At 39.8% G+C, this 23,916-nt stretch carries 33 protein-coding genes; 9 read left to right on the top strand and 24 right to left on the bottom strand.

Features of this window, described 5'->3' with window-relative positions:
* Position 1 precedes the first annotated feature (1 nt).
* Positions 2–1,063 carry a YkvI family membrane protein gene (locus J2Z37_RS07945; RefSeq protein ID WP_209809716.1) on the bottom strand — a complete coding sequence of 354 codons (1,062 nt, stop codon included), beginning with the start codon at positions 1,061–1,063 and terminating at the stop codon, positions 2–4.
* 170 nt (positions 1,064–1,233) lie between these two features.
* Here J2Z37_RS07945 and J2Z37_RS07940 point away from each other — a divergent pair, with 170 nt between their 5' ends.
* Positions 1,234–1,485 carry a DUF1653 domain-containing protein gene (locus tag J2Z37_RS07940; RefSeq protein ID WP_209809715.1) on the top strand — a complete coding sequence of 84 codons (252 nt, stop codon included), beginning with the start codon at positions 1,234–1,236 and terminating at the stop codon, positions 1,483–1,485.
* A gap of 43 nt (positions 1,486–1,528) precedes the next feature.
* On the opposite strand, the gene J2Z37_RS07935 is transcribed toward J2Z37_RS07940, so the two are convergent.
* The 5 genes from J2Z37_RS07935 to J2Z37_RS07915 form a co-directional block, all read right to left on the bottom strand.
* A complete protein-coding gene (locus J2Z37_RS07935; protein WP_209809714.1) occupies positions 1,529–2,194 on the bottom strand; it encodes a hypothetical protein in 666 nt (221 codons plus the stop codon).
* Positions 2,195–2,229: 35 nt separating this feature from the next.
* The gene (locus J2Z37_RS07930) at positions 2,230–3,825 is read right to left on the bottom strand and encodes a hypothetical protein (RefSeq protein WP_209809713.1); all 1,596 of its coding nucleotides are present in this window, start codon (positions 3,823–3,825) and stop codon (positions 2,230–2,232) included.
* 11 nt (positions 3,826–3,836) lie between these two features.
* Positions 3,837–4,052, bottom strand: coding sequence for a hypothetical protein (locus tag J2Z37_RS07925; protein WP_209809712.1), 216 nt, complete (start codon positions 4,050–4,052; stop codon positions 3,837–3,839).
* Between the two features lie 143 nt (positions 4,053–4,195).
* Complete coding sequence (locus J2Z37_RS07920; protein ID WP_209809711.1) at positions 4,196–4,768, bottom strand: thioredoxin family protein; 573 nt, start codon at positions 4,766–4,768, stop codon at positions 4,196–4,198.
* 88 nt (positions 4,769–4,856) lie between these two features.
* Positions 4,857–5,795 (bottom strand): COX15/CtaA family protein, encoded by a 939-nt coding sequence (locus tag J2Z37_RS07915; RefSeq protein WP_209809710.1) that lies wholly within the window; start codon positions 5,793–5,795, stop codon positions 4,857–4,859.
* Between the two features lie 287 nt (positions 5,796–6,082).
* Between J2Z37_RS07915 and J2Z37_RS07910 the strand changes: the two genes are divergently transcribed.
* Positions 6,083–6,562 carry a CcdC family protein gene (locus J2Z37_RS07910; RefSeq protein WP_209809709.1) on the top strand — a complete coding sequence of 160 codons (480 nt, stop codon included), beginning with the start codon at positions 6,083–6,085 and terminating at the stop codon, positions 6,560–6,562.
* A gap of 40 nt (positions 6,563–6,602) precedes the next feature.
* On the opposite strand, the gene J2Z37_RS07905 is transcribed toward J2Z37_RS07910, so the two are convergent.
* Both J2Z37_RS07905 and J2Z37_RS07900 read right to left on the bottom strand, forming a co-directional pair.
* Positions 6,603–7,472 (bottom strand): hypothetical protein, encoded by an 870-nt coding sequence (locus J2Z37_RS07905; RefSeq protein WP_209809708.1) that lies wholly within the window; start codon positions 7,470–7,472, stop codon positions 6,603–6,605.
* Positions 7,473–7,567: 95 nt separating this feature from the next.
* Entirely contained in the window at positions 7,568–7,768 is a 201-nt protein-coding gene (locus tag J2Z37_RS07900) for a hypothetical protein (protein ID WP_209809707.1), read from the bottom strand.
* Between the two features lie 152 nt (positions 7,769–7,920).
* On the opposite strand from J2Z37_RS07900, the gene J2Z37_RS07895 reads away from it, so the two are divergent.
* Positions 7,921–8,313, top strand: a complete 393-nt coding sequence (locus J2Z37_RS07895) for an acyl-CoA thioesterase (protein ID WP_209809706.1) — start codon at positions 7,921–7,923, stop codon at positions 8,311–8,313.
* Positions 8,314–8,321: 8 nt separating this feature from the next.
* Here the strand turns inward: J2Z37_RS07895 and J2Z37_RS07890 are convergent, their stop codons facing one another.
* The 3 genes from J2Z37_RS07890 to gnd form a co-directional block, all read right to left on the bottom strand.
* Positions 8,322–8,693: a hypothetical protein gene (locus J2Z37_RS07890; protein ID WP_209809705.1), complete on the bottom strand. Its 372-nt coding sequence runs from the start codon at positions 8,691–8,693 to the stop codon at positions 8,322–8,324.
* Between the two features lie 280 nt (positions 8,694–8,973).
* Positions 8,974–10,029 (bottom strand): calcium/proton exchanger, encoded by a 1,056-nt coding sequence (gene cax / locus J2Z37_RS07885; protein ID WP_209809704.1) that lies wholly within the window; start codon positions 10,027–10,029, stop codon positions 8,974–8,976.
* 40 nt (positions 10,030–10,069) lie between these two features.
* A complete protein-coding gene (gnd, locus tag J2Z37_RS07880) occupies positions 10,070–10,963 on the bottom strand; it encodes a phosphogluconate dehydrogenase (NAD(+)-dependent, decarboxylating) (protein ID WP_209809703.1) in 894 nt (297 codons plus the stop codon).
* A 157-nt stretch (positions 10,964–11,120) separates the two neighbouring features.
* On the opposite strand from gnd, the gene J2Z37_RS07875 reads away from it, so the two are divergent.
* The 4 genes from J2Z37_RS07875 to ppdK all read left to right on the top strand — a co-directional run bounded on the left by J2Z37_RS07875 (position 11,121) and on the right by ppdK (position 15,258).
* Positions 11,121–11,837: an enoyl-CoA hydratase/isomerase family protein gene (locus J2Z37_RS07875; protein ID WP_209809702.1), complete on the top strand. Its 717-nt coding sequence runs from the start codon at positions 11,121–11,123 to the stop codon at positions 11,835–11,837.
* Between the two features lie 44 nt (positions 11,838–11,881).
* Positions 11,882–12,031 carry a hypothetical protein gene (locus J2Z37_RS07870; RefSeq protein WP_209809701.1) on the top strand — a complete coding sequence of 50 codons (150 nt, stop codon included), beginning with the start codon at positions 11,882–11,884 and terminating at the stop codon, positions 12,029–12,031.
* 152 nt (positions 12,032–12,183) lie between these two features.
* Entirely contained in the window at positions 12,184–12,555 is a 372-nt protein-coding gene (locus tag J2Z37_RS07865) for a GNAT family N-acetyltransferase (RefSeq protein ID WP_209809700.1), read from the top strand.
* A gap of 57 nt (positions 12,556–12,612) precedes the next feature.
* On the top strand, positions 12,613–15,258 hold the full coding sequence (gene ppdK, locus J2Z37_RS07860; protein WP_209809699.1) for a pyruvate, phosphate dikinase: 2,646 nt from the start codon (positions 12,613–12,615) through the stop codon (positions 15,256–15,258).
* A 56-nt stretch (positions 15,259–15,314) separates the two neighbouring features.
* Here ppdK and J2Z37_RS07855 read toward each other — a convergent pair whose 3' ends face one another.
* Together J2Z37_RS07855 and J2Z37_RS07850 are read right to left on the bottom strand one after the other, a co-directional pair.
* Positions 15,315–15,725 (bottom strand): hypothetical protein, encoded by a 411-nt coding sequence (locus J2Z37_RS07855; RefSeq protein ID WP_209809698.1) that lies wholly within the window; start codon positions 15,723–15,725, stop codon positions 15,315–15,317.
* 21 nt (positions 15,726–15,746) lie between these two features.
* Positions 15,747–15,974 (bottom strand): hypothetical protein, encoded by a 228-nt coding sequence (locus tag J2Z37_RS07850; protein WP_209809697.1) that lies wholly within the window; start codon positions 15,972–15,974, stop codon positions 15,747–15,749.
* Between the two features lie 175 nt (positions 15,975–16,149).
* Between J2Z37_RS07850 and J2Z37_RS07845 the strand changes: the two genes are divergently transcribed.
* Together J2Z37_RS07845 and J2Z37_RS07840 are read left to right on the top strand one after the other, a co-directional pair.
* Positions 16,150–16,329, top strand: a complete 180-nt coding sequence (locus J2Z37_RS07845) for an HTH domain-containing protein (protein WP_209809831.1) — start codon at positions 16,150–16,152, stop codon at positions 16,327–16,329.
* 114 nt (positions 16,330–16,443) lie between these two features.
* Positions 16,444–16,782: a hypothetical protein gene (locus J2Z37_RS07840; RefSeq protein WP_209809696.1), complete on the top strand. Its 339-nt coding sequence runs from the start codon at positions 16,444–16,446 to the stop codon at positions 16,780–16,782.
* A 14-nt stretch (positions 16,783–16,796) separates the two neighbouring features.
* Here J2Z37_RS07840 and J2Z37_RS07835 read toward each other — a convergent pair whose 3' ends face one another.
* The 11 genes from J2Z37_RS07835 to J2Z37_RS07785 all read right to left on the bottom strand — a co-directional run bounded on the left by J2Z37_RS07835 (position 16,797) and on the right by J2Z37_RS07785 (position 23,857).
* Positions 16,797–17,180 (bottom strand): hypothetical protein, encoded by a 384-nt coding sequence (locus tag J2Z37_RS07835; protein ID WP_209809695.1) that lies wholly within the window; start codon positions 17,178–17,180, stop codon positions 16,797–16,799.
* 153 nt (positions 17,181–17,333) lie between these two features.
* Complete coding sequence (gene speD / locus J2Z37_RS07830; protein ID WP_209809694.1) at positions 17,334–17,735, bottom strand: adenosylmethionine decarboxylase; 402 nt, start codon at positions 17,733–17,735, stop codon at positions 17,334–17,336.
* A 250-nt stretch (positions 17,736–17,985) separates the two neighbouring features.
* Complete coding sequence (locus J2Z37_RS07825) at positions 17,986–18,570, bottom strand: non-ribosomal peptide synthetase module (RefSeq protein WP_209809693.1); 585 nt, start codon at positions 18,568–18,570, stop codon at positions 17,986–17,988.
* A 212-nt stretch (positions 18,571–18,782) separates the two neighbouring features.
* The gene (locus J2Z37_RS07820; protein ID WP_245203653.1) at positions 18,783–19,580 is read right to left on the bottom strand and encodes an NAD kinase; all 798 of its coding nucleotides are present in this window, start codon (positions 19,578–19,580) and stop codon (positions 18,783–18,785) included.
* 114 nt (positions 19,581–19,694) lie between these two features.
* A complete protein-coding gene (locus J2Z37_RS07815) occupies positions 19,695–19,880 on the bottom strand; it encodes a hypothetical protein (RefSeq protein ID WP_209809691.1) in 186 nt (61 codons plus the stop codon).
* Positions 19,881–19,932: 52 nt separating this feature from the next.
* A complete protein-coding gene (locus tag J2Z37_RS07810; protein WP_209809690.1) occupies positions 19,933–20,694 on the bottom strand; it encodes an HpcH/HpaI aldolase family protein in 762 nt (253 codons plus the stop codon).
* 46 nt (positions 20,695–20,740) lie between these two features.
* The gene (locus J2Z37_RS07805; protein WP_209809689.1) at positions 20,741–21,001 is read right to left on the bottom strand and encodes a YqkE family protein; all 261 of its coding nucleotides are present in this window, start codon (positions 20,999–21,001) and stop codon (positions 20,741–20,743) included.
* A gap of 31 nt (positions 21,002–21,032) precedes the next feature.
* Positions 21,033–22,127, bottom strand: coding sequence for a flavodoxin-dependent (E)-4-hydroxy-3-methylbut-2-enyl-diphosphate synthase (gene ispG, locus J2Z37_RS07800; protein ID WP_209809688.1), 1,095 nt, complete (start codon positions 22,125–22,127; stop codon positions 21,033–21,035).
* A gap of 236 nt (positions 22,128–22,363) precedes the next feature.
* Positions 22,364–23,173, bottom strand: a complete 810-nt coding sequence (gene yjbM / locus J2Z37_RS07795; RefSeq protein ID WP_209809687.1) for a GTP diphosphokinase — start codon at positions 23,171–23,173, stop codon at positions 22,364–22,366.
* A 120-nt stretch (positions 23,174–23,293) separates the two neighbouring features.
* On the bottom strand, positions 23,294–23,464 hold the full coding sequence (locus tag J2Z37_RS07790; protein ID WP_209809686.1) for a hypothetical protein: 171 nt from the start codon (positions 23,462–23,464) through the stop codon (positions 23,294–23,296).
* An 84-nt stretch (positions 23,465–23,548) separates the two neighbouring features.
* On the bottom strand, positions 23,549–23,857 hold the full coding sequence (locus tag J2Z37_RS07785) for a DUF4870 domain-containing protein (RefSeq protein ID WP_209809830.1): 309 nt from the start codon (positions 23,855–23,857) through the stop codon (positions 23,549–23,551).
* Positions 23,858–23,916: the final 59 nt, after the last annotated feature.

Genomic DNA, 23,916 nt, shown 5'->3' with positions numbered 1-23,916 from the left:
TCTATTTTTTATTGGATTTCTTTTCGTTATGACGCCGAATCGCCAGCATAACAAGGAACACAATCCCCATATATCCGAAAGCAGGATAAAGATAGGTCAGCAGTGAGCTAAACCCAACTAGGCTAATAAGATAACTAATGATAAGAATAATAATAATTAGGACCTGTTCAGAGATTCGGGAAGCGGAATGAATTTGTCTGGCAAGTCCAAATACATTTCCGATAAGCGTCGTAAAAATCTCTCCATAAATGACGAATAAAAATAGTAGATGAACAACTAGGCCATACTCTTTGATATAGACCCCCATCGGTATTTCATATGCTAATACCTCTGGGAGATTGACAAGGGCTAGATGGGATACTAGCAGCATAAAGCAAAGCCCAATCCCGCCAAATATTCCTCCCCACTTCAATACCTTTTCATCATCAATTTCTTTTCCCAGTGGTACAAGCACAGCTTGGGCCATTGCGAGGTTCAAAGAAACATAAATGAGCGGGCTCATCATCCAACCGCTTCCCGTTCCTCTTGTCAGCGACGCCCCGGTAAATAGAGATGACCAATCGTCTAATTTCAGTATAAATTCGACCCCAATCAGTATGCTAAACCCAAGAATCATCGGTACAACTAACGAATTCACGACCATTACACCCTGCAATCCTTTAATCATGACTAAATAAGACAAGACTAAGGTAATTACTACGCCTGCTTGATAGGGTAATCCCAACTGCTCCTGGAAGATCGCTCCGGTTCCGGAAAGCATGACCGAAGTCACTCCAAGCAGGATCATTAGGACAACTATATTGAACCACCTGGCAATTTTCTTACCGAAAAGATACTCTGTTAATTCCTGATAAGAATAGGCACCAATCCGATTTGCTATAATCATGACTTTAGTTCCTAACCAGATAAAAAGAATAGAACTAATGAGTACTCCAACTAGTCCTTTACTCCCGTATTGGGTAAAAAACTCTACGACCTCTTTACCTGTTGCAAAACCCGCACCTACAACTGTCCCGATATAAGTCGCCGCAATCAAGAAAATCATTTTTATCTGCTTTCCCATCGCCCTTCTCCTTTCTAATAAACCCAAACCTTGTACCATTCTATGTCCCTTCTTTTTTAGCTAGTATACAAAGTTGCACGCTTTAATCAGATTGCGCTTTAAAGCATTTAAGCATATAATAGAATTAAAAGAAAGAACGTGGAATTATTTGAGAGAGAGGAGCACCATAAATGGAAGAAATAAAAGAAGAGAAACCAGAAGCTGGGGATATCTATGAAAGCTATAAAGGAAATTTATATATGATTATGGGTCGGGCCATTCATACTGAAACCCATGAAGAAATGGTTATATACAAAAGTGATGGAGAAGTTGTCTTTGTAAGACCTTTAATAAAATTTCTCGATTCGGTCCAAGTAGATCAACTTGAGATCCCGCGTTTCAAGAAGGTATGGGATAAAAACAAACGATTTCAATTTATTTAGCGATAAAACCCACCGTAAGGTATGTCCATCCCTACAGTGGGTTTTATCCTTTTTTCTGCCTTTTTTTAAAGAATACTCGCCAGAACAGCAAGAATATATTTTCTTTGGTCTGTTCCTTTCTTTTGGCCTGTCTTGGTGGCAGACCCACATTAGATGTCTCAGGAATAGCAATAGCCGCCGCTTGTTGGCGCGAACCTTCAAGCTCTAATATCCCTTTCTCCTTTGAAACTGCTGTGAGTTCACTAGTTTTCTTAAGATGCTGATACAGTGCTTGTTGTTTATTCCGGATTGTTTCATTCTCTCTTCCGCCAATTTGTTGGATGAAAGAAGGAAACAGATCACAGGACAAAACTAGGGATCGATGCCCAACGATCCGCACGGGCCCCCATTTAGAAGGGAGTACGTAACATTCAAAAACAGGTAAGGAAGGCAGCCCAAGTTCATTCTGAACAGCATTGATTTGCTTTTCTCCGGCCCCTCTCTTCCAAGCTAAGAATTTGTCCTCCCTTTGAGCCTCTAGTAATTTTCCGGTAATCGATAGATTTCGTACGTCGCTTGGTATTACAAAAAACAAATATATAGCTGCAGATGTCAATAAGATTGCCTCAAATTGCAACTCATTTAGTTCAGTACGAAGTAGCAACAGGTGATGTGGAGACCTGTTCACTTCATTTTCTAAAGCATCAAAAAAAATTAATTGATCTGTCATAACTCCACTTCCATCTGCTTTCCTGTTTAAAAACATTATAGGCCTTGTTTAATTTTAAGAAGTTCCATATCAACACTTAGTTGTCCTAAAGTTCCGGTTACCTGCTTAGACAACTCACTGATTGTCGCTCGTTCCTGGTCAATCAATTTAATGGTTTGCTCAAGACTCTCAGCTAGACGATCTCCAGTCATCTTTTCCCCGCTATATTGTTCAATAATGGCAAAGATATTCGGCAGCTCATATTGTGTCCAAACATCCCTGTTTACTTCAATCGAAGCCAGGCTGCAAGCTGATAATTGTTTATACTTCCGATATAGCTCTCCGAGTCTCTGCTCAATTAATATTTTCACCGGCTGTTTGATCCGATTGGTTAAAAAATCGATCCCCGATAATAATAAGTCTCGAATATAGCGAATTTCATCGTAGGCATAGTTTATTTCGTGTTCAATATACAAAAGAGTGCTTAAACTTTCCTTTGCATTTTCATAGAAATGCTCCATGTCTGTTACTGATGCAGGCTTTATGGTTCCTTTAAATTCAGAAGCAAATTCTTCAACCAGCTGTTTACTAAAGATATAGCTGGAACCAAGTTTTACCCCACCCAATTTAGGGTACAAATCGATGACTTCTTGTTCTGTACAATGGAGCATCGAAGCGGCCGTACTTAAGTCAATCGGATCAAATGACTGACAGGATTGCCCTGATTGAATAAACCGACAGATGAACCCCAGATTGGTGCCATACCATGTTTCTGAAACACTGTATTCTTGACGATTTAAGGGTTTCCACAAAATGGGCAGCAAGACGCGAACCGCTTCCATTGCTTCACGTGTTACTCGTCCTTGCTGTCGGGCAACCTCAACAATAGCATTGGCATATTCCCCTAACTTTGTTTGAGTCAATACCACATTATCCTTAGATGGTATTTCAAAACCAAAAATTTCTTGCATCCGGCTTTGGTAATATTCATACACTCTTTCCAAAGTTTCGTTTACTTCTTCCTGAAGTCCTTTTAAAGAAATTTGATGGAAATTTTCAACTGGCCCCTCATCTTCTTCAATCACCAACATTTCAAGGGGGAAATGGACTGAATCTGCTGCTCCCGCTTGGATCCCTCCCTGTTCATTGCTGACATCAGGAGAAGATAATATGAAATCTGGTTCAGTCCCCGCCACTTCTGTTTCCACTGTTGTTACAGCAATTTCTTCTATAGCAGAATGTTCTATCTTGTCCTTCTCATCTAGACTGGGGGCAGCGGGTTGCAATCCAAGCTCCTGGGGAGCCTGTAACACGGGTTTTTCCGCTTCAATTTGTGGGGAAATTGAATGTTTTGTGGCTTCATATATTTCCTCTATCTCTCTTTGCTGCTCTTCCCAGTTGATGTCACTTGATTCAAGAGGTTCGTTTTCTGTTTCCTCCTCTTTGCCAGATCTGCTCACATCAAGGTTTCGCTGATGGTCCTCGACTGCCTGCTGCCACAATTCCTTAATCGAAGAGTTGAAAATTTGTTCATCCTCTGGGGCCAACGGAGTAGCAGAAGATTCTCTTGTTGCTTCTCCACTATCTTCTTGCTCCTGTTTAGATTGTAAAATTTTATTCCTTAAACGATCAAATTCGTTAGAAAATACCAAAGATACCACTCCTAAGAATTAAAAATCTTTCCGAAGTCAAATTCCGCCTCTATCAGCTCATCATTTGAACGATCTATTTCAAACAGGTCTGAAAACATCATCTGAGCTTCCCCAATGAGACAGTGTTCACATAATAAAGTTAGGGTTTGTCCCTCTTGGGGTGAAATTTCAAGTTCAATATTAAAGTACTGGCAATCAAAATTGGTACATTTTTTCGTTATTCGCATTAGCGATCCTCCAATCTGATCACTGTTATCATCCTAAAAAGGTATTCCACATAAACCGAAAAAAACCTGCAATAAAAATACAAAATCCTACACATTTTATCATCGCTAGACAAAACATGCAGGATTCAGAAACGAAACTGTTTTTAGAAGGTTGCCAGCAATTCCCTTAGTTCATCAACAATCCATTGTTGATAGTCGGTACCAGATCCACTGTTGTATCTTTTCATCATTTCCGAATAAGTTAGTCGCAGATTCTCCTCATATTCGAGTGCATTCCGGTCCGGATTCGCCCCCTTAAATTGGATCATAACTTCCTGAACAACATTCGGTCTCGGGCCCCACTTCCCCAATACCTTCCCATTAAGGTCTGTGAAAATAACAATGGGAATGGACCTTCCGCCCATTGTTAAAAATTGCTCCATTACATCAGTATTCTGCTCCATAATTAGGACTTCAGTGGGAATTCCCGCGCTCTCCAATACTTTAAATACAACGGGAACATTTCGAACCACATCGCCACACCAATCAGCAGCCAGAATAAAGCAGTGCCATTGATGCTTATCCTTTAGGGATCCAAAGAAAGCAGCATCCTCCTGATTTTCCAAAGAAAACTTCTCATACCAATCTAAAAACTTCTCTTTATTTTGCGTCATCCCCTGGATAAATTCTTTTGGCTCTATACCTGTTCCAAAGCGATGTTGAAAATCAAAACTCATCTTCCTCATTCCCTTCTATATAAAAATTGGGGATTACTTCCACTCCTTTCTATCATACCATATTCTGTATATCAAGTAGGACAACAAACTAACCTATTCTATGACCATTGTGATGGTTTCTCGAAATGAAATTACTATAGATTGGGTAATCGTAGAACTGCAAAAAGATCTTAGTCTCAAAGATGGTAGCCAGTAACAGAGTTCCAGCTGCCATGTGAACAAGTGCCCATCTTAAATCGATAAAAGATAAAATCGTCATCACACCGATTGCAAGCTGGAGCAACATCATGAAAGACACTAATTTTAGTCTTATACATATATTCTTAGATATCCCATTCGTATATCCCCAAAAAACCAGAACAAGAGTATACATAGCTGACCCTAAGGCAAACACACGGTGCAACGTTTGTAGCAATTGTCCCCAATTAGTTGGCAACAATGACTCTCCGCAGGCAACCCACTCACATGCCAATCCATAGTGATTGTGTTTTATATAGGCTCCAAGAGCAATAGTGACAACAAGCAGCCCGATAAGAATATCTATATGGACCATCATATTCCTGAATATTTGATCACTTCTATAATGAGGGCGACCGGTTCTGGAATCACTATTAAGCGCAGCTCTCCAGATAAAAATTACACAATACAAATAAGCCATGGCAACGATTAAATGTGCTGCGATCATAAAAGTAGGTAAATCTAACCAAACAACAATAGCACCGAAAAGTACCTGAACGGCAAGGGTGCTGATCATCCAATAGGCAGCTAAGCGAATCTTTCTCCCGTTGGTTGAACGCAATACTTGAAAAAATAGCCATAATGACAAGATAACAAGCACGGCTCCAATCACACGGTGTGTGAACTCAATCAGGGTTTCCCCCTGTAGAGAAGGAATAATCTCCCCGTTACAAAACGGCCATTCAGGGCCACATCCCATCCCTGATTCAGATGAGGCCACATATCCTCCAAACACAATTAAAAAATAGGAAACAATCATTGTAACCAACGCTATCCGTCTAATTGTCAAAAATCTCACCTCTTCTTAAATACTAGGGCCCTAGTTAAGATTCTTGACAGTAAGATAAGATTTTAAGCATTGTTTTCTGTTAATTAAGAATATTTTATTTTACATGTTATTTAACATGTAAATAGGTGAAATGATTGGCGGATATTTATTGAAAGCTTGCGAAAGAGAGATTTGGAGGTCTTATGAATTTATTGGATAGAGTAGTTTTTTTTCGAGGATCGGATTATAATTAAATGTGTTATACATTTGATGTTTTTTAAAATAGAGATAGAGAGGATGAATCAAGCATGGGTGTACTCATAAGTTCCATTGGTGCTTTTGTAATGGCGTTAGTCGTGATTTATGTACGAAACAAAAAATCCAAAGAACCAACATCTATCAAAAAGATTCTTCTACCACCTGTATTTATGAGCACAGGTTCTATTATGTTTCTATATCCACCGATGCAGGTCCATGTCCTTTACGCTATTGAATCACTGATCGTGGGAATGATCTTCTCAATCCCCTTGATTCTAACCTCTAATTTTGAGGTCAAAGGGAAAAACATCTTCTTGAAACGATCTAAATCATTTATATTTATTTTGCTCGGTTTATTGATTCTACGTACGATTATCAAGTTTTTCGTTGGTGATGTCATGTCCGTTTATGAAACGGGGGGCTTATTCTATATCCTTGCAATTGGGATGATCTTCCCATGGAGAATTGCCATGCTCTTTCGTTTTAAACAAACACAAAAAGTTCTTCACTTAACTAACGAATCCCATTGAAAAACCACCGATTAAAAACCGGTGGTTTTGTTATGTGTCTCTAATCGTCTCCATGGTCATGCTTTTTGTGACCGGGTGCGTTTTCGTTATAATTCTCATGCTTCAGTTGCCCCAGATGCTTTCCTTTATCACCCGATTTTTTATCATTCGACTTGGTTTCCCATTTTCCGCTTTTACCATCCTTTTTCCATTCAAATGAATAAGTAAAAGGCTCGTCGCTGTCCATTTTGACAATACGGATCAGGTCCATAAGCATTTCTTTTTGTTGGTTGCTGTTATTATCCCACTTTCCTACCCATTTCTGTAAAACAGAATATGCTTCTTTTCCGTCTAGTTTCTTTTTATCATCTTCAGTTTCCAAGGTAATTTTTGCTGTTTTTCCGTCCCATTTAATTTCCAACTTATTTTTATCCTGTTTAAGTTGGATTTTAAGTTCCTCATATCTTGTCAAAGCACTGGACGTATCTTCCTCCGCCATGCTAACCTTTTCTACTGCTGGTTTGCTTGCCTCTTTTGTCTCTTGGTTTAGTGCTGGTGTTACATCCACCTGCTGATGCACCAAAAGATAACGAACTACATTCTCTGAATTGGAAACGACTTTCAACTCGTCACCTAGTTGAATATTTTCAAATGCGGATTCTTGATCATTAATCATGATCTTTGTTTCCGGTTGAACGGTAACATGCTGCTTGCCCTGTCCGTCAAAAATAATTAAGCTTCTCTTTTCTTTATTTAAATAAGATACAGTCCCTTCTTTTGGACGTACTGTTTCGTTTATTGTTTCCTCGGCAGCAGTGTTTTGATCAATGGTTTCTTTTGGTATTTGACTGTTGTCAGCCCAACTGATCCAAGTAAAAGAAACAATGAAAGTAAAAACCATGCCAATCCCTATGTATGCCATTTTTTTCATATTTTCCCCTCCTAACAGAACTATTCGTAAAAATAGCGATGTTTTATGAGGGTACCAACAAAAAAGAGCGATCAAACGATCCGCCCTTAGTATATTTATGCATCTAATGTTGTTAGCAGTTTCTTCAACTTTCCCAGTTTTTCTTTTGACTGGGCAAGAACCTTATATTCAGCACTCCACATGAGGGAGTTGACCATATACTCAATCGTTTCTGTTGCCTCGATTAGTGATTGTCGCAACATCTGTACCTCTTCTTGTTGTGGTAATTGTTCAACATGTTCAATTTGAGCCTTCACGAAAATCCCCTCATTCCTGCTTATCATTGTTTTAATTATACAAAACAATTTATAAAAATTCAACCCCTTCAGAAGATCTATTTTTCCCTGTCCATTTTTTTAATATCTATGGTAAAATTTCCAAATAAACATCTTTTAAAGGAGGAGTTTCCTTGTTTACACAACATCTTATTCCTCGTTTTGCGGAAACAGACGCACTCGGACACATCAACAATAACGTTATCCCAAACTGGTTTGAATCGGCACGTATTGACGTATTCCGCCTGTTCAATGAAGACCTAGATCTGAAAAATTGGAATTTAATTATCGCAAGTCTCTCTGTAGACTTTATAAAGCAGATTTATTATGGATTAGATGTCACTATTCGAACCTCCATTGAACGGATTGGGAACTCCAGCTTTGTTATTTTTCAGGAGGTTGTCCAACAGAATGAGGTATGCGCAAGCGGAAGGATCACGATGGTTTACTTTAATTTCAAGACCCAAAGGGCTGAATCGATCCCTTCCGCTATTAGAGAACAATTAGAGAAACATCTTAAAGCATAATGGGAAAGTTAAGGATCCCCTAATAGCCAGGCTAGCCAAGCTGGCTTTATTTTTTCTGGCTCAACGGTTTCCACAATAATATTTCCTTGTGTATCTATCGTACAAACAATGGGGTACTTGCCAGGCCATTTGTTTAGATATTCTGGTATAAGTGCTTTTTTGACATCATCCGTATACATTGTCTCGTTTGGTATTCCATTATGCATTAAGTACCACTTTGCTGCATCAACAACTATAGACTCCGCCCGCTTTTGAATTTTATTATCATCCACCTGAAGAAGATTTTCCAGTAAAAGTGGGATACATAAACCTGTTAGAATGGCAAAAGTTGTAATAAACAACAATAACCGAAGAAACGTTCCGCCTTGCATTTTCATCACCTAAAATGGGTATTTGTTTAGGTTATGAAATTACGGTTGAATTGGTGAAATGTTCTACCAGCTTCCTCGCAAGTGACACCTCTCGTTCGGTTAAACTATCGATGGAGGGGGTGGGAAAATGGCATTAAAAGAGCAAGCCAATATGAAAAAGACACCTCGCAATAGAAATGGATTGATGAGAGACGGAGTACCACTTGAACGCGGTGTGTTCCATTTGGATAAAAAAAAGAAATAACACAAAAAGGGACTGGATTTTCTAATCTTCAGTCCCTTTTTCATATTAAACAAAATAAAAGGCTGTTCCTATAAGTAAATAAACGACAAACAAAAGAATTCCTTCAAACCAGTTGGTCATCCCATCCCTGGAAATGGAAATGGCAATAAATACGGCAACCCCAATGGCTACAAGTTCTTCCATGGTAAACAAAATATCCATCGGCTGTCCAAAGAACAGGCTGATAAAAACAAGTAAGGGCCCAACAAGTAGGGCAATCTGCAAACTGCTTCCTACCGCAATTTCCATAGCTCCACCAATTTTGTTCTTCAACGCCATAAAAACCGCAGCACTATGTTCAGCTGCGTTTCCTACAATTGCAACTACGAAAGCCCCAACGAATAATTCAGACCATCCTAGAGCAAGTGCAACTTCTTGAATGCTATGGACTAACCACTCACTTTGAATGGCAACGAAAACGGTTGCGACAACCAAAATGAGAATGGCTGTGCCCTTTCCCCATAAAGGTTCTTCTTCTTGTTCGTGATTTCCCAGAGGATCATCCGAGAGTTCTGTTTTATGCGTTATCATAGAGAAAATCAGCCATAAGAAGTACGCCACGATCAGAGCCCCGGCAACGACCAAACTAAAGGTGTCCATATGGTTTTTTGATAAATCTCGTGCAAATGCGGCAGGTATAAACAATGCTATCACGCCTAGAAGCATTAAGGATGCATTGTGCCCAGCCAACAAAGGGTTAAATTTCTGTTGCTTAAACTTTAAACCGCCAGCAAATATACTTAGTCCAAGAACGAGTAGAAGATTACCGATAATCGAACCTGTAATCGACGCTTTAACCATGTCAAACAGTCCTTCTCGAACAAGAAAGATAGCAATAATTAATTCTGCAGCATTACCAAAGGTTGCGTTTAAAAAGCCTCCCAAACGCTCCCCCGCAAAATGGGCAACAGTTTCCGTTGCCTTCCCCAACAGACCGGCTAAGAAAATAATCGCCAAAGACGTAGAAAAAAACTGTAAACCGCTTGAACTAGTGAAAAAATGGGCATATGTGCTAAAAAGAACGGTGAATATAACGATGGTGTAAAGTAATTTTGGCTTCATTGCCATCCCCTTTACGAATCTAGGTTGATTTCTCCGTTCGTTACTTCTTTTCTACAGCATGTCCGCCAAATTCATTCCGAAGGGCTGCTACTACTTTTCCAGTGAAGGTGTCCGTTTCTGTAGATCTATAACGCATCAATAAAGACATTGCAATGACCGGTGTTGCGCATTGTAGATCAAGAGCTGTCTCAACCGTCCATTTTCCTTCCCCAGAAGAGTGCATGACCCCTTTAATTTCATCTAATTTATGATCCTTGGAAAAGGCCCTTTCAGTTAAATCCATTAGCCAACCGCGAATAACCGAGCCATGGCTCCACACACGGGCGACTTTTTCATAATCATAGTCAAATTCACTTTTCTCTAAAACCTCAAATCCTTCACCAATGGCTGCCATCATTCCATATTCAATTCCGTTATGTACCATTTTCAGAAAATGTCCGCTGCCTGCTTTACCGGCATAAAAATAGCCTTTTTCCACGGCGGTATCACGAAAAATCGGTTCTACCACTTTCCACGCTTCCTCATCACCGCCGATCATGTAGCAAGCTCCATGGCGCGCCCCTTCCATCCCTCCGGACGTCCCAACATCCATAAAATGGACTCCTGAGCTATGTAATCTCTCATAGCGACGAAGGGATTCCTTATAGTGTGAATTTCCGGCTTCAATTACAATATCTCCTTTTGATAGCAAGGGCGTCATTTCATCAATAACCGAATCAACGACACCATGTGGAACCATTAACCAAATAATCCTTGGTCCTTGCAAGGTCTGAATTAGCTGCTGATAACTCCCTACGCCTTCAGCACCGACTTTTTTCACTTCTTCAACGGCCTCAGGATTCACATCGAAGGCTACAACCTCGTGACCATGTTCCACCATATTTTGGCATAAGTTAAAACCCATTTTTCCTAAGCCGATTAAACCAACTTGCATCTTCTTATAACCCCTTTCACTCTCTCCAAATTCAAATTACAATGTACCATAAACTGGAGAAAACTGCTAATCCCAACTTTTAAGCTCCTGTTATATAATCTTCTCTGAATGACAAAAAAATATGGTAAACTAAAGAAAAAATTCTAGGAGTTTACAGATGTTTACATTGAAAAAAGAAAAATTCTACTCCCATCTCCATTTTAGGCAAAAAAAAGGGAACCCAATTGACCTCCCATTCGTTCAAGATTTCTTTGAACAACTGAACTCCATTGATGAGGAGACAAGAATCTTGGTTATTGAAGGTGCACCTCATTTCTCTGTTGGGATGAATCTTCATGCCCTTCGAATGATGAATGTATCAGAAGTGGAGACGTTGTTTTCGATCTATGAGCAGTTGCTTAGTAAAATCGAGACAGCCCCCTTTATCACCATAGCCAAGATGACAGGATATGCCATGGGGGCAGGAGCAGAACTTGCACTAGCTTGTGACTTCCGACTAATGGAACAAAAGGCCAAACTTGGTTTTCCTGGCACTGATGTCGGTTTTGCTTATAATACAAAGCGTATCCAGAACTTCGTACCAAGGCAAACTGCTAAACGCCTTATTTTGACTGGTGCAGTTCTAACAGCATCTGAAGCACTTGACCATGGCATTGTCGATCATGTCACATCAAAGAATCACCTCGCAGAATATTTAGAAGAATTCACAGAGTTCTTTCAAGATAAATCACCTATTGCCATTCAATATGCTAAAGCAGCTTTCTTGGATATGGATCCCGCAAGAGCAATGACCCTTTCTATTCAGTCTAAACATTATAAAGAAGGGGCTGCTGCTTTTATTGAAGAACGGAAGCCAAACTGGAGGAAAATTTAGTTGAGATTTAGTATACTAAAGGAAATAGTGGAAGGATGGGCACCATGAACAAACCAAACTCAAATCGAAAACGACCCGATACTTCCAAGAATGGGAAAATGAGAAAACAGGTTTCTCCTGAACAAGATAAGAAAAGACAAGAGCGCATGCAACAAATTATCTCTCGTTTTAAATCAGAAGCAAAAGAAAAGTAACTTATGCACAATCATAGAAAGGGGTATTTATGATTCCGGTTTCTGAATCAAGATTGCATTGGGTTTCTTTCAAGGACGAATACCTGCCCCTCATTTTACATCATCAAAAAGAACTGTACTCTTTAAACTTTCACAATATGGTTTTCGATCAGATGTTTTACGCGAATATTTCAGGATGGTATATCGAAGGGATTGCAAGTCAAAATTGTTATAGTAATCTTTTATTTACATCAAAGCAGAAATTAGTTGGGTTTTACCTTTATCAACACAATCTAACAACCACTTACTTGATGCAAATGTTTGTTGAAAAATCATTTCGCAAAAAAGGATATGGACAATATATGCTCCGTCACTTTGAACAGAAAAGTAAAGAGCTCGATGCACGTTCTTCTTTTTTACATGCCAGCAAAATGAATCAACAAGCCGTATCTTTTTATTTGCAGAACGGATACGTTATTTTAGATGAGGAAATGGACGAACCAGATTATCCGCGTTACTTCATGTTCAAAAATCTTGAGCGGTGAGATAGCCATTCGTTGGTATTTCGTCTGGAATTCTCGTCAAAAGGGGAAGCGTTCAGTATGACTGACAAATATGTATATCTTTTTTCGGAAGGGAATGCTCGGATGAATGATCTCCTCGGGAGAAAAGGTGCCAATCTGGCGGAAATGTTTAGCTTGGGCCTTCCTGTTCCCTTCGGTTTTACGGTAACAACAAATGCTTGCCGTCTCTATTATGAAGATAGCAAGAAAATAAATTCAAAGATCGAAAAACAAATCGATTACGCATTATTAAGGTTAGAACAAAAGACAGGGAAAGAGTTTGGAAATACGAGAAATCCACTTTTTGTTTCTGTTCGTTCAGGTTCACCTGTCTCTATGCCTGGAATGATGGATACAATCCTTAATCTTGGTTTAAATGATTTGACAGTGAAGGGGTTAGCGCAAAACACAGGAAACCCGCGTTTTGCTTATGACTCCTATCGCAGATTTATCCAGATGTTTAGCGATATTGTTTTACAGATTGACCATTATCAGTTTGAACGAGAACTAGATCAAATAAAGCGAAAAGCTGGCGTTGAGAAAGACTCCGAGTTGCATATTGAACACCTATTAGAGTTAATTAAAGCCTATAAAAAACTAGTAAAAAAGGAATCAAAGGAAGAGTTTCCACAAGATCCAAAAGTTCAGCTGATGATGGCCGTAGGTGCCGTCTTCGAATCCTGGAACAATCAAAGGGCCACCCTCTATAGGCGGATAAATAAAATAGAACAAACGTTAGGAACTGCTGTTACAGTGCAAGAAATGGTCTTTGGTAATATGGGGGAAGATTCCGGGACAGGCGTAGCCTTTACAAGGAATCCGGCACTAGGAGACCCAGAACTTTATGGTGAATTTCTTTGGAACGCCCAAGGGGAAGATGTTGTTTCCGGAAGTCGAACACCTGGTAGTTTGAATGAGCTCAAAACAAAAATGCCGGAAACCTACGAGGACTTTAAAAAAATTGCGCAATCCCTAGAAAAGCATTATTGCTCCGTACAGGATATTGAGTTTACCATTGAACAAAAAAAATTATATCTGCTGCAGACTCGTTCAGCAAAGTTGACCCCTAAAGCATCTATTAAGATTGCTGTACATATGGCTCAAGAGGGTTTGATCAGCAGGGATGAAGCTTTGCTGCGCATCGACCCGGATACCTTAAAAGGGCTATTGCACGAAACACTCGATCCAAAGACAGACGTCAATGTGATAGCTAAAGGCCTTCCAGCCAGCCCAGGGGCAGCAACAGGGATGATCGTTTTCGATTCCGAAGAGGCGGAAAGATTACAGCGAACTGGTCATGAGGTAATCCTCGTGCGCCGTGACACAAACCCAGATGACATCCACGGAATGGTAGCAAGTGTCGGCATTCTCACTAGTCAAGGAGGCATGACTAGTCACGCGGCTGTTGTTGCACGGGACATGAGCAAACCTTGTGTTGTCGGCTGCTCAGCGATAAATTTGGATGAAGCAAAGCAGGAGGTCACAATTGGCGAAAAAAGACTAAAGGCTGGCGATATCATCACATTGGATGGTTCCACTGGAAGGGTAATCATTGGCCAGGTCCCTCTTATTGCCCCAACCCTTAGCGATGAATTTATGACACTTCTAGGATGGGCAAAGGACCGGAAAAAAATGGCCGTTTTGGGAAGTGTTAATACACCCAAGGAAGCAATGCAGGCAAGATTCTTGGGTGCTGAGGGTATTGGCTTGTGCCGTACAGAACAAATGTTTATGGATCCCGTTCGAGTTCCGCTCGTTCAAGAAATGATCCTTTCGCAAAATAAATGGGAACGCAAGAAGGCCTTAGACAACCTGCTTCCCATGCAGAAAAGTGATTTTCTAGAAATGTTTCGCATCATGGAGGGAAAAGATGTCATTATTCGCTTGTTAGATCCACCACTCCATGAATTTTTGCCAAGTGCCGAGACATTGTCCATTGAAATAGAACGTGCCAAGTTGGCTCGTGATTTTGAAGATGTACAGGAAAAAGAAAAGCTCTTTTGGAGAGTAAAGGGACTCCATGAATTGAACCCTTCCTTCGGGCATCGAGGTTGCCGAATTGGAATCACCTACCCGGAAATTTATGATATGCAAGTGACAGCTATTGCAGAGGCTGCCCTTGAGTTAAAATGCAAAGGAATCGAAGTACATCCGCAAATCATCGTTCCACTGGTCAGCCATGCTAATGAGATGAAAATGGTTCGGGAACAAGTATTGGAATCTTTAAGTCATGTATTTTCCCGCTATCAAGACCAGATTGAAATTCCTATTGGAACCTTTATCGAATTGCCGAGAGCCTGCATTACAACGAGGCAAATTGTGCAATATGCTGATTTTATTATTTTTGGCTGCAATGATTTAACCCAAGCAACCTTTGGTTACAGTCGGGATGACGCAGAAGGGAAATATCTCGCTTATTATATCGATTACAAGGTTTTGCCTGAAAACCCTTTTGTTTCACTCGATGAGGAAGGTGTAGGAGAATTAATTCGTATGGGTACGGTCTCTGGGAGGGAAAGCAATCCTCGATTAAAGGTCGGAACCTGTGGTGTTCAAAGTAGCGAGAAAAAATCTGTTCGTTTCTTCCAGCGCCTTGGGTTGGATTATTTATCATCGGTCCCCCATTTAATTCCCATCGGGATCCTGTCTGCTGCTCAGGCGGTTATTTTGGAAGAAAAGAATTAGCATGAAGTAAAGCTTCAAAATAAAAAATTCCGGTCCTTGAACCGGAATTTTTTATTTTATGCATCTATCGGTTTTAATTCATATCCTTCTTCCCATATATCCTTATATTTTATATCTGGAAACGCGTATTTTTTATGTGTATAAAAAACAGTATCTATTACGATTTTGCCCTCTTCGGGATACCCCAATACCTCTAGATAGGGTTTAGCTTCCTTCAATCGTTTTTGAATTTCTGTCCATGATTCAAATTGCCAGCATACTTCCAATTTATCTCCAAAAACACTAAAATGGATCCCCGTCTCAGTTAAAAAAGGAAGAACCTTGCTATGCATAACATCCCCGTTCCAAACAATCATATCCCCATTTTTCAAGAGGATTCCGCGGGCATATTTTTCGCTTCGAAAAATATTCTTTACATCCCTGCGGGTTGGATTTGTACAAATAAATAAATCATCTAGATTACTCAACCATCTCCCCCCTTTCTCTATTTAGTCTTCCTCTTCCTCTCCATCCACGTCGGTAACATAAATGATCTTCACGCCTAATTCTTGCAGCAGTCGAAGAACCTCCTCATTTAGTTGCTCATCGTAAAGCAAACCAAGAGATTCAACCAGTTCCAATTCCGCTAAATCCCCTGTTTCGGCATCCTCAATCAATTCAATAATTTCATCAAAATTATTTTCTTTCAAAATGGTAAGAAGCTCATCTTTCGTCATTCAAACAAACCTGCCTTTCCATACCAAATATGTATGTTCTTATTATACCTCAAATTGAACTTTGGAAAGCATTAGGTAAAATGGTACAATAATATTAGAAGGTTTAACACCTTTTTCCTCTTATCCAAGGTTGCTAAATCAAAAGGAGGCGTTGTTATTGAGTCCACATGAACGCATGGTAACCCGCATCAAATCCATCTACCTTTACCTAAAAAATAAAGGGAAGGCCGTCCATTCCACGGAATTGGCGGAGGAATTTGGCTATGCTTCGCGAACCATTCAAAGGGACTTGAAAACGTTGGAATACAATAATTTAGTAAAGAGTACAGGAAAGGGAAAATGGGTTGTAACTTAATTATTTAAGTCAAAGGTAAACAGTCTAGGTATATAAACAAACACACCTGTCATCTGACACATAACCTATAAGAAAACCAGGGTCAGACCCCTTTGGGGAAAGGAGTGCAAGTTTATGTCCCACCGACAATTCAAGAGATACCTTAGACAAAATCCTGACTTAAGGAAATGGCTTCGTACTAACGGCCAATGGTTTGAATCCAACCCGCAAGTAATCAGGAGCATGCTAGAGAATCCTTCTTTTTTAAGCGCGTTCAATGAAGCTTTGTTACGTAAAAAGAATCGATTGACACGCAGAATCAAGAAGCTTGAGGCAAAACGGGTCACCCATCCGAAAAGAAAAACCGGTAATTTCCGTTTTAGATTGCCCACCCTTGCGGAATTAAATCAGCATCTAGCGCAAACCTCAGAGATTGTGGAAGGCATTAACTCTATCATGAAAAAAGACAAATAAACACACCCGCATTATTATGAGCGGGTGTGCTCTTTCTTCCAGTTTTCTTCAAATTTTTGTTTTTCTATTCGTTCATTCTTGCCAGCTTTACGTTCTATTTTGAACGATCCACAATCCTCGGAATAATCACTTGCATGATAACAAAGTTTCTTTTCCTTCAGCATGCAAACATTCTCTGTCTTGACCAGATAAAAGCAATTTCTACAAGAATTAACAGCTCGTACAATCGGGATTTTTTTCTCTGCAATCTCCATTTTCCCATTACAGAAAGGACAGTCCATGACATCGAGATTTTTTGACCATCCTTTACACCCCTCTTTTAAGCAAACACGTACAGTGGTAGATTCTTCTCCTGCTACTACATTCGTTTTGAATTGAATATCAGGACTTTCAGACATAAGAAAGACTTGGTTCATTTCTTCACGTCCCCATTCTTTTTGGATTGAAGAGGTCCTTTTGCTGATTCTAACACAATTAAATGCAAATTTCTTTAGTAATATATGGGTCCAACCCAAGTGGAAAAGCCACCTAAAAAGGTGGCTAATAACATTCTACTTTTTCACTAATTCATTTTCCATGTCAGGCGTCATAACTTCCATTTCCCCAACACCGCGAATTAATTTACGAGAATAAGTTTTTTCTGGTTTAAGCATTTTTACCATATACCCAATGGCAATCTCAGGATCAACGGTTTCACCACATGTGTAACAGTCAAGGGCAGCAAACCCTTTCTCCGGGTAGGTATGGATAGAAAGGTGGCTTTCAGATAATAGAACCAGAACTGTAGCCCCTTGTGGTTCAAATTGTTTAGCCTGAACACTCAACACAGTAGCCCCACAAGCTTCGGCTGCCTCTACCATATGATGCTTGAGAAGCTCCGCATTGTTCAATAAGTCAAAGTCTACACCCCAAGTATCCATTGCAACATGTCTTCCGAAAGTAGAGTATTCCATCTTCCGGTCCCCCCTCCTAGCATATTGGTTACTAAAATCGATATCGCTAGGACCTACGCCATTCACTAACTAGAGGAGAAGTTCCTTGAGTGAATCCTGGTTCCTATTTAGTATCACAATGACTAAAATAACACGGATTCCGCGAACGTGCAATACCTTTTGGGGAATTGGCCATTGTTCCCAGATTAGGCAGACTGAAAAATAGCATAAATGTGAAAATGCAGCCCTATGGGCTGCATTTTTTATAGGATTAAGCTTCTAGGCTGATTAATTCACGTGATAATGTTCCTAATTGCTGATCAATATTAGCAATCGTTTTCATGTTTTCAGTCTTCTTTCGTTGGTCAAGCAATAAGTCAATTTGCAGTCTAATCCAGGCAATCTGATCTTCCACTCCCTGTTTGGCAAACAAACGTGTAAGCTTACCAACCGTATCTTCGTATTCATAAATAACGGTTTGATCTTCCTTCTTGCATTCAACAATTTTCATGACAATTCCGTGTTCATAATGATATTCCATAGAATATCCGTTGTAAAGACGATTTACAATGGCGTTCCCCTTAAAATCACGTATTGCTTTACGCATGGTGTGTGCCAGTTGTATATCAGTAATGATATAGGAACCTTTAAATTCAAAGAACAGCCCCATGTTGCGAAAGGCTAGAGGAATCTCATTCCCATTGTCAGACAGGATAAATTCGGTATCCCCATTCTCATACACTCGAATTTCAGACGAAAAATTATTCATCTTAAATAAGTTAATAAATCCTTGCAACTGTTGACTGCTTAATTCCAGTACAATTTGTTTGTATTCTGTGGCTAACCTCTGAGCCATAAATATCTCTCCCATTTTCAGGTTCATAATCATTATACCATAAAAACAGGCCCATTTTTCATCATGAAATCAGCCAAAATCAGTAACATTCGAAGAAAAAACTGTATAATTAATCAATTTATCCAACTCAACCCTTGTATCTAACCCAATTTGCTGAGTTTTTCGCTGATTTTCTCCCATTCTTAAAAAAATTTTTAAGGCACATGCCAGAACTAATCGGTGGAAATAAATGCTTCTTTTACCCTGTTCCAGAATGGAAAAGTCCGACAGCGATAAAATTGAATTTTTTCTTTTGCCACATTGCAGCGAACTTCCTGTATTGTATCTGTAAAATAAGATTCATGGTCTACGGTATAAATATACGAATCTCTTTCTGGCATTAGTTTTAATACGTGATGCTTGGGAATAACAAGTGATGACCCGATGGTGCGATAGACTCGATTGTTAATCGAAGCCATTTCACTTAGTTGAATCATCTCCAAGGACGGATGGACAATCGCCCCACCAAGACTTTTATTGTACCCTGTACTCCCAGAGGGTGAAGAAACACACAAGCCATCTCCTTTAAATGATTCAAATAGATGCTGATTTAAACAAACATTGATTTGAACCGAACCTTTTACACCCTTGATAGTAAAATCGTTTAAGGCGAGAAAAGAGGTTTGTCCCTCATGACTATGTACATGAACTTCAACTAATGGATAAGATACTGTAATAAGATGCCCTTCAATGATTGCCTGCAGCAAAGCATCTAGATCATCCCAGTCAGAATAGAAACCTAAATGACCAGTATTATATGCGATAAATCCAGACAATTCCAATCGGTGTTTATAGGTATGAAAAGCCTGCAGAACGGTCCCATCTCCGCCAATTGCAAGGATGATTTCCGGTTCCTCTGCTTGATAGACAAACCCCGCTCTTTCTAACGTTCGGATGGCTAATTCTCTTTTTACTTCAGAAATGGGGTCTCCTCTGCTTATTACCGCAAAACAACGTGTTTCCGTATTCAAACCAATTCCCTTCTTTCTAAGACAAGCTTTCTTTATTATTCGCAAAAATGCGCTGAAAATGAAAACGACTATACTTGGAAGCATAGTCGAAAAAAGATTATCGCAGGAAGATGGTTACCATGGGTCACCCAATACATTATAACCCACTTCCTCCAAGTATTTTTCTTTATTAATTCGATCTAAAAAATTAACTTCCGAAAGTTCCTTTTCTAAATCATACAGCTGTTTCCTTGATCCGTCTAAAATCCAAAGAAATAAAAATGATAAGAGTGTAATACTAATCATAAATTGAAGAAGCATGGTGATCCTCTCCTTCAGTACAAGCGTTTTTTATATATTATTCTAACGATCCCTACTTTAGACTTGCGACCAAAGAAGCTGCACCTGAACGTAAAAATGCAATATCCATACTAATAGTAAAATATTGAACACCTTGCTCAGCCCAATATTTTGCCTCTTCTTCTGTTGACACATGAATTCCTACGGCAATTCCACGCTTACGGATTGACTGGATCATGGCAAGAATGGTTTCTTGTACCTTTGGATGCGTTACTTGACCTGTATACCCTAAAGCTTGAGAAAGATCGAATGGACCGATATATAAAACGTCAATTCCCGGTACATCCAGAATTTCCTCCATATTATCCAGACCCTTTTGCGATTCAATCTGTACAATAACAATGGTCTCTTCTTCCGCTTCTTTTAGATGTTCCTCCAGAGAGATAGCGCCCCAGCGATTCGCTCGAACAGCTCCGCCAAGTCCTCTTACCCCGGCAGGTGCATAACGAATTCCCGAAAGCAAATGGGAACATTGCTCTGCCGTTTCAATCCGCGGGAGCATTAGGGAAGTGATGCCTATATCCTGGATTCGATACATATCTGCGGGATTCTGCGAAGCGGTTCGAACAGCTAAGGGAATCCCTTGGCTGTATCCAGCCAACACCATGGAATCTAACATCGGTAAATCAATGGAACTATGTTCAAGATCAATATGTAAAAAGTCTAATCCAGCACTGCCAAGCACTTCAACAGTCACGGGTGCAGGAATTCTCACCCATGTTCCATATACACATTCTCCATCCTGCAATTTCTTTTTGAGTACCTTTGCAGTCATTATATTTCCTCCACATTTCATCTATTTAAATATCCTTTGTCTTTGTCTATTTAAACTTTTTCCAATCTAGATTGCTTTCCTGAAGCAATTCTTCAAAGGATTTGTTTTTCTCTCTCTGCTGAGCCTCAAAAATTCTTCTAGCGGTTTCCTCTTCTTGCTTTTGACGATATTCTTGTTCCTTGTCCTTTTTCAATTTCTTTAGTTGATCTGTAACTTGATCATTCAAAAGGTCTGCCAGGCTAGCCCCTTTTTCCTGGCTTGGTCTTTTTGAAGCCTCCGTAAGAGGCTTCGTTTTCTTTTTTTTCATTTACACGCCACAACCTTCCATTGTTCATTATTTAATGGCGTCTAGGCAATACCCCGGTCCGATGGTACTCTTCTGCTAAGGCATCAATTTCTTTCTTTAACTCTTCTACCAAATTCTCTTCCGGGATTTTCCGCACTATCTCCCCGTGTCGGAAGAGCAGCCCTTCTCCCCTTGCACCGGCAATTCCGATATCGGCTTCCCTTGCCTCCCCAGGTCCATTTACTGCACATCCTAACACAGCTACTTTAATAGGCGCCTTCAACCCTGCAATATAATCTTCTATTTCATTGGCAACGGAAAATAGGTCTATTTCTATCCGTCCACATGTCGGGCAGGAAATTAAGGTTGCCGCATTAGAAACAAGCCCAAATGTCTTTAGCAATTCGCGGCATACTTTAATTTCTTCTACCGGATCCGCACTTAAAGAAATTCGGATAGTAGATCCAATGCCTTGGGCTAAGAGTGCCCCAAGTCCTGCTGCACTCTTAATGGTTCCTGAGAATAGGGTACCCGCTTCAGTAATCCCAAGGTGAAGAGGATAAGCAAAAGCTGAAGCCGCCTTCATATAAGCTGAAATAGCCAAGGGCACGTCAGATGCCTTCAAGGATACGATAATATCGTGGAAATCCAAATCCTCTAAAATTTGAATATGGTGGAGCGCACTTTCCACCATCGCATCTGCAGTTGGGTAACCATATTTTTCTAGTAGATGCTTTTCCAGAGAACCGGCATTGACCCCAATCCGGATGGGAACTCCCCGTTCCTTACAGGCTTTAACCACCTCTTGGACCTTTTCTCTTTTGCCGATATTACCCGGATTTATTCTAACTTTGTCAATCCCATTTTCAATCGCTTTTATTGCCAATTTATAATCAAAATGAATATCCGATACAAGTGGGATCTGGATCTGTTTTTTGATCTCTTTGATCGCTTCCGCGGCCTCCATGTTGTTCACTGTAACCCGTACAATTTGACAGCCTGCTTCTTCCAGTCTATGAATCTGTTCTACAGTTGCCTTCACATCTGCCGTTTTCGTCGTTGTCATGCTTTGAATAACGATTTCATCACTGCCACCAATTGTCACATTTCCAACCTTTACAGGTCTGGTTTGTTTTCTATGATACATAGTCCGACTCCTTTATACTTAGAAACAATCATTTCCTTCGTTTTTGGAGATATAACATCCACTATTTATTTTATATCATCTAGCCCAGTTGTCGAGCCCTTTATCTTTTGGTGCTAAAAGCAAATTTTTCTGTCAATTTGTATCTATACCTGCATATATTAATATAACTCATAACCTTTGTTTTTTCTCCTCCTTCGAGGAGATTTTCTTGTGATCAAGAAAAAAGAGAGCAACGCTTATTGCCCTCTAGATGAAACGGAAGCTTCGATTGCGATACGGATCCGATCAGCTAGGTGACCCAGCTGTGAAACTTTTCCGGAATCCCAAATTTCTTTAAAACTCTGATAGAATCGGTCAGCTTCTGTAACATTCCCATATGAATACAGTTTTTGAATCCCTCTTAAGATATTTGTTACCAATTGTGACTTCGTCTCAAATTCCTGCTGTGCTTCCATCACTTCCTCCCGAATCAGGGACATCTCCTGATCCAGTTCATAGGCAGCCTCGGCAGCTTTGGCTAGGCGTTCCCTAATCCGCGGGGGTATATTTTGTGCATATTTATAGTTTAATGAATGCTCAATCGTTGCCCAAAAATTCATCGCTAACGTCCGAATCTGGATTTCAGCAAGGATCACTCTTTGCCCAATCGAAGTTTGAACCGGATATTTAATAATAATATGATGACTGCGATAACCGCTTTCCTTTTTATGATTTACATAATCCTTTTCATAAACAATGGTCATGTCCTTTTGATCTCTTTGCAATATCAAATCCCTAACCTTGTAGATATCATCTACAAACTGGCACATGATTCGAATCCCTGCAATATCCTCGATTCCCGTATCGATTTCCTCCATGGAAACATTAAGGCGTTTCGCCTTATCGAAGATACTCGATATTCTCTTGACCCTTCCTGTAACAAATTCAATGGGCGAATATTCTTCTCTCTTCTTAAATTCCTTTCGTATCCCTTTAAACTTGATTTTTAGTTCTTCCACAGCCTGTTCGTATGGGATTAAAAAGGTATCCCAATTTCTGTTGTCCACTGCAATTCCTCCTGCCAGAGACATCCATTCCAAATTATATTGTACAGGATTTAAAAAAGATTTGAAAGTAACCGGCTGAAATAAGGCCTCTCCTATTAGAGAGGCCTTATGCCAAGCTCGCTATACGAGCACCGTTTTTTCAGTTTTGTTTAGCATGCCCTCGAGATCTTTCACCGATTGCTCTAATTCCTTAATGTCCTCTTCCAGCATTTCCCGCAAATGGATTTTATCCTTCAATAGTTTCCTCGTTTGCTCTAGTCTGTTTCTGAGGTCAAATACACCTACATACATGAGAAATCCCTCCATATACCTCATCCTTGTTCTGACCTTTATATCTATATGCAGAGGATGACAAAAACTTTCCTCTTTTTACGTTTAAGAAACCCATTTTCCCACAATTGGGTAACTATATTGACTGTCCTGAGCAGCATATACGATTCCTTTGATCGGATACCAAACGGCAACCACACCAAAGAACACTAACAAGGGAAGACCAATAAGTACAAATGACAAGACGAAAGAAATAAAGAAACAGAATCCAAGAATCAGATGGAATAATAGAGCTTGAATCGCATTGCTTTTCACGTCAGGATCTTTCGTTATAAACATGAAAATGATGGGGACTAGGATAGGGGCGAAAAAAGCACTCGCATGAACGACAATAAGGGAAGCCTTCCGATCCAAATGTATCAATTCCTTTCTAATTTTGCTACTTCCTATTTTACTATACGATTTTTCCAAAA

This window comes from Ammoniphilus resinae (genome assembly GCF_017873965.1).
In the GTDB taxonomy this organism is placed as follows: domain Bacteria; phylum Bacillota; class Bacilli; order Aneurinibacillales; family RAOX-1; genus Ammoniphilus_A; species Ammoniphilus_A resinae.
The sequence above is the reverse complement of the archived record's forward strand: the minus strand, read 5'-3'. Positions and strand labels throughout refer to the sequence as shown.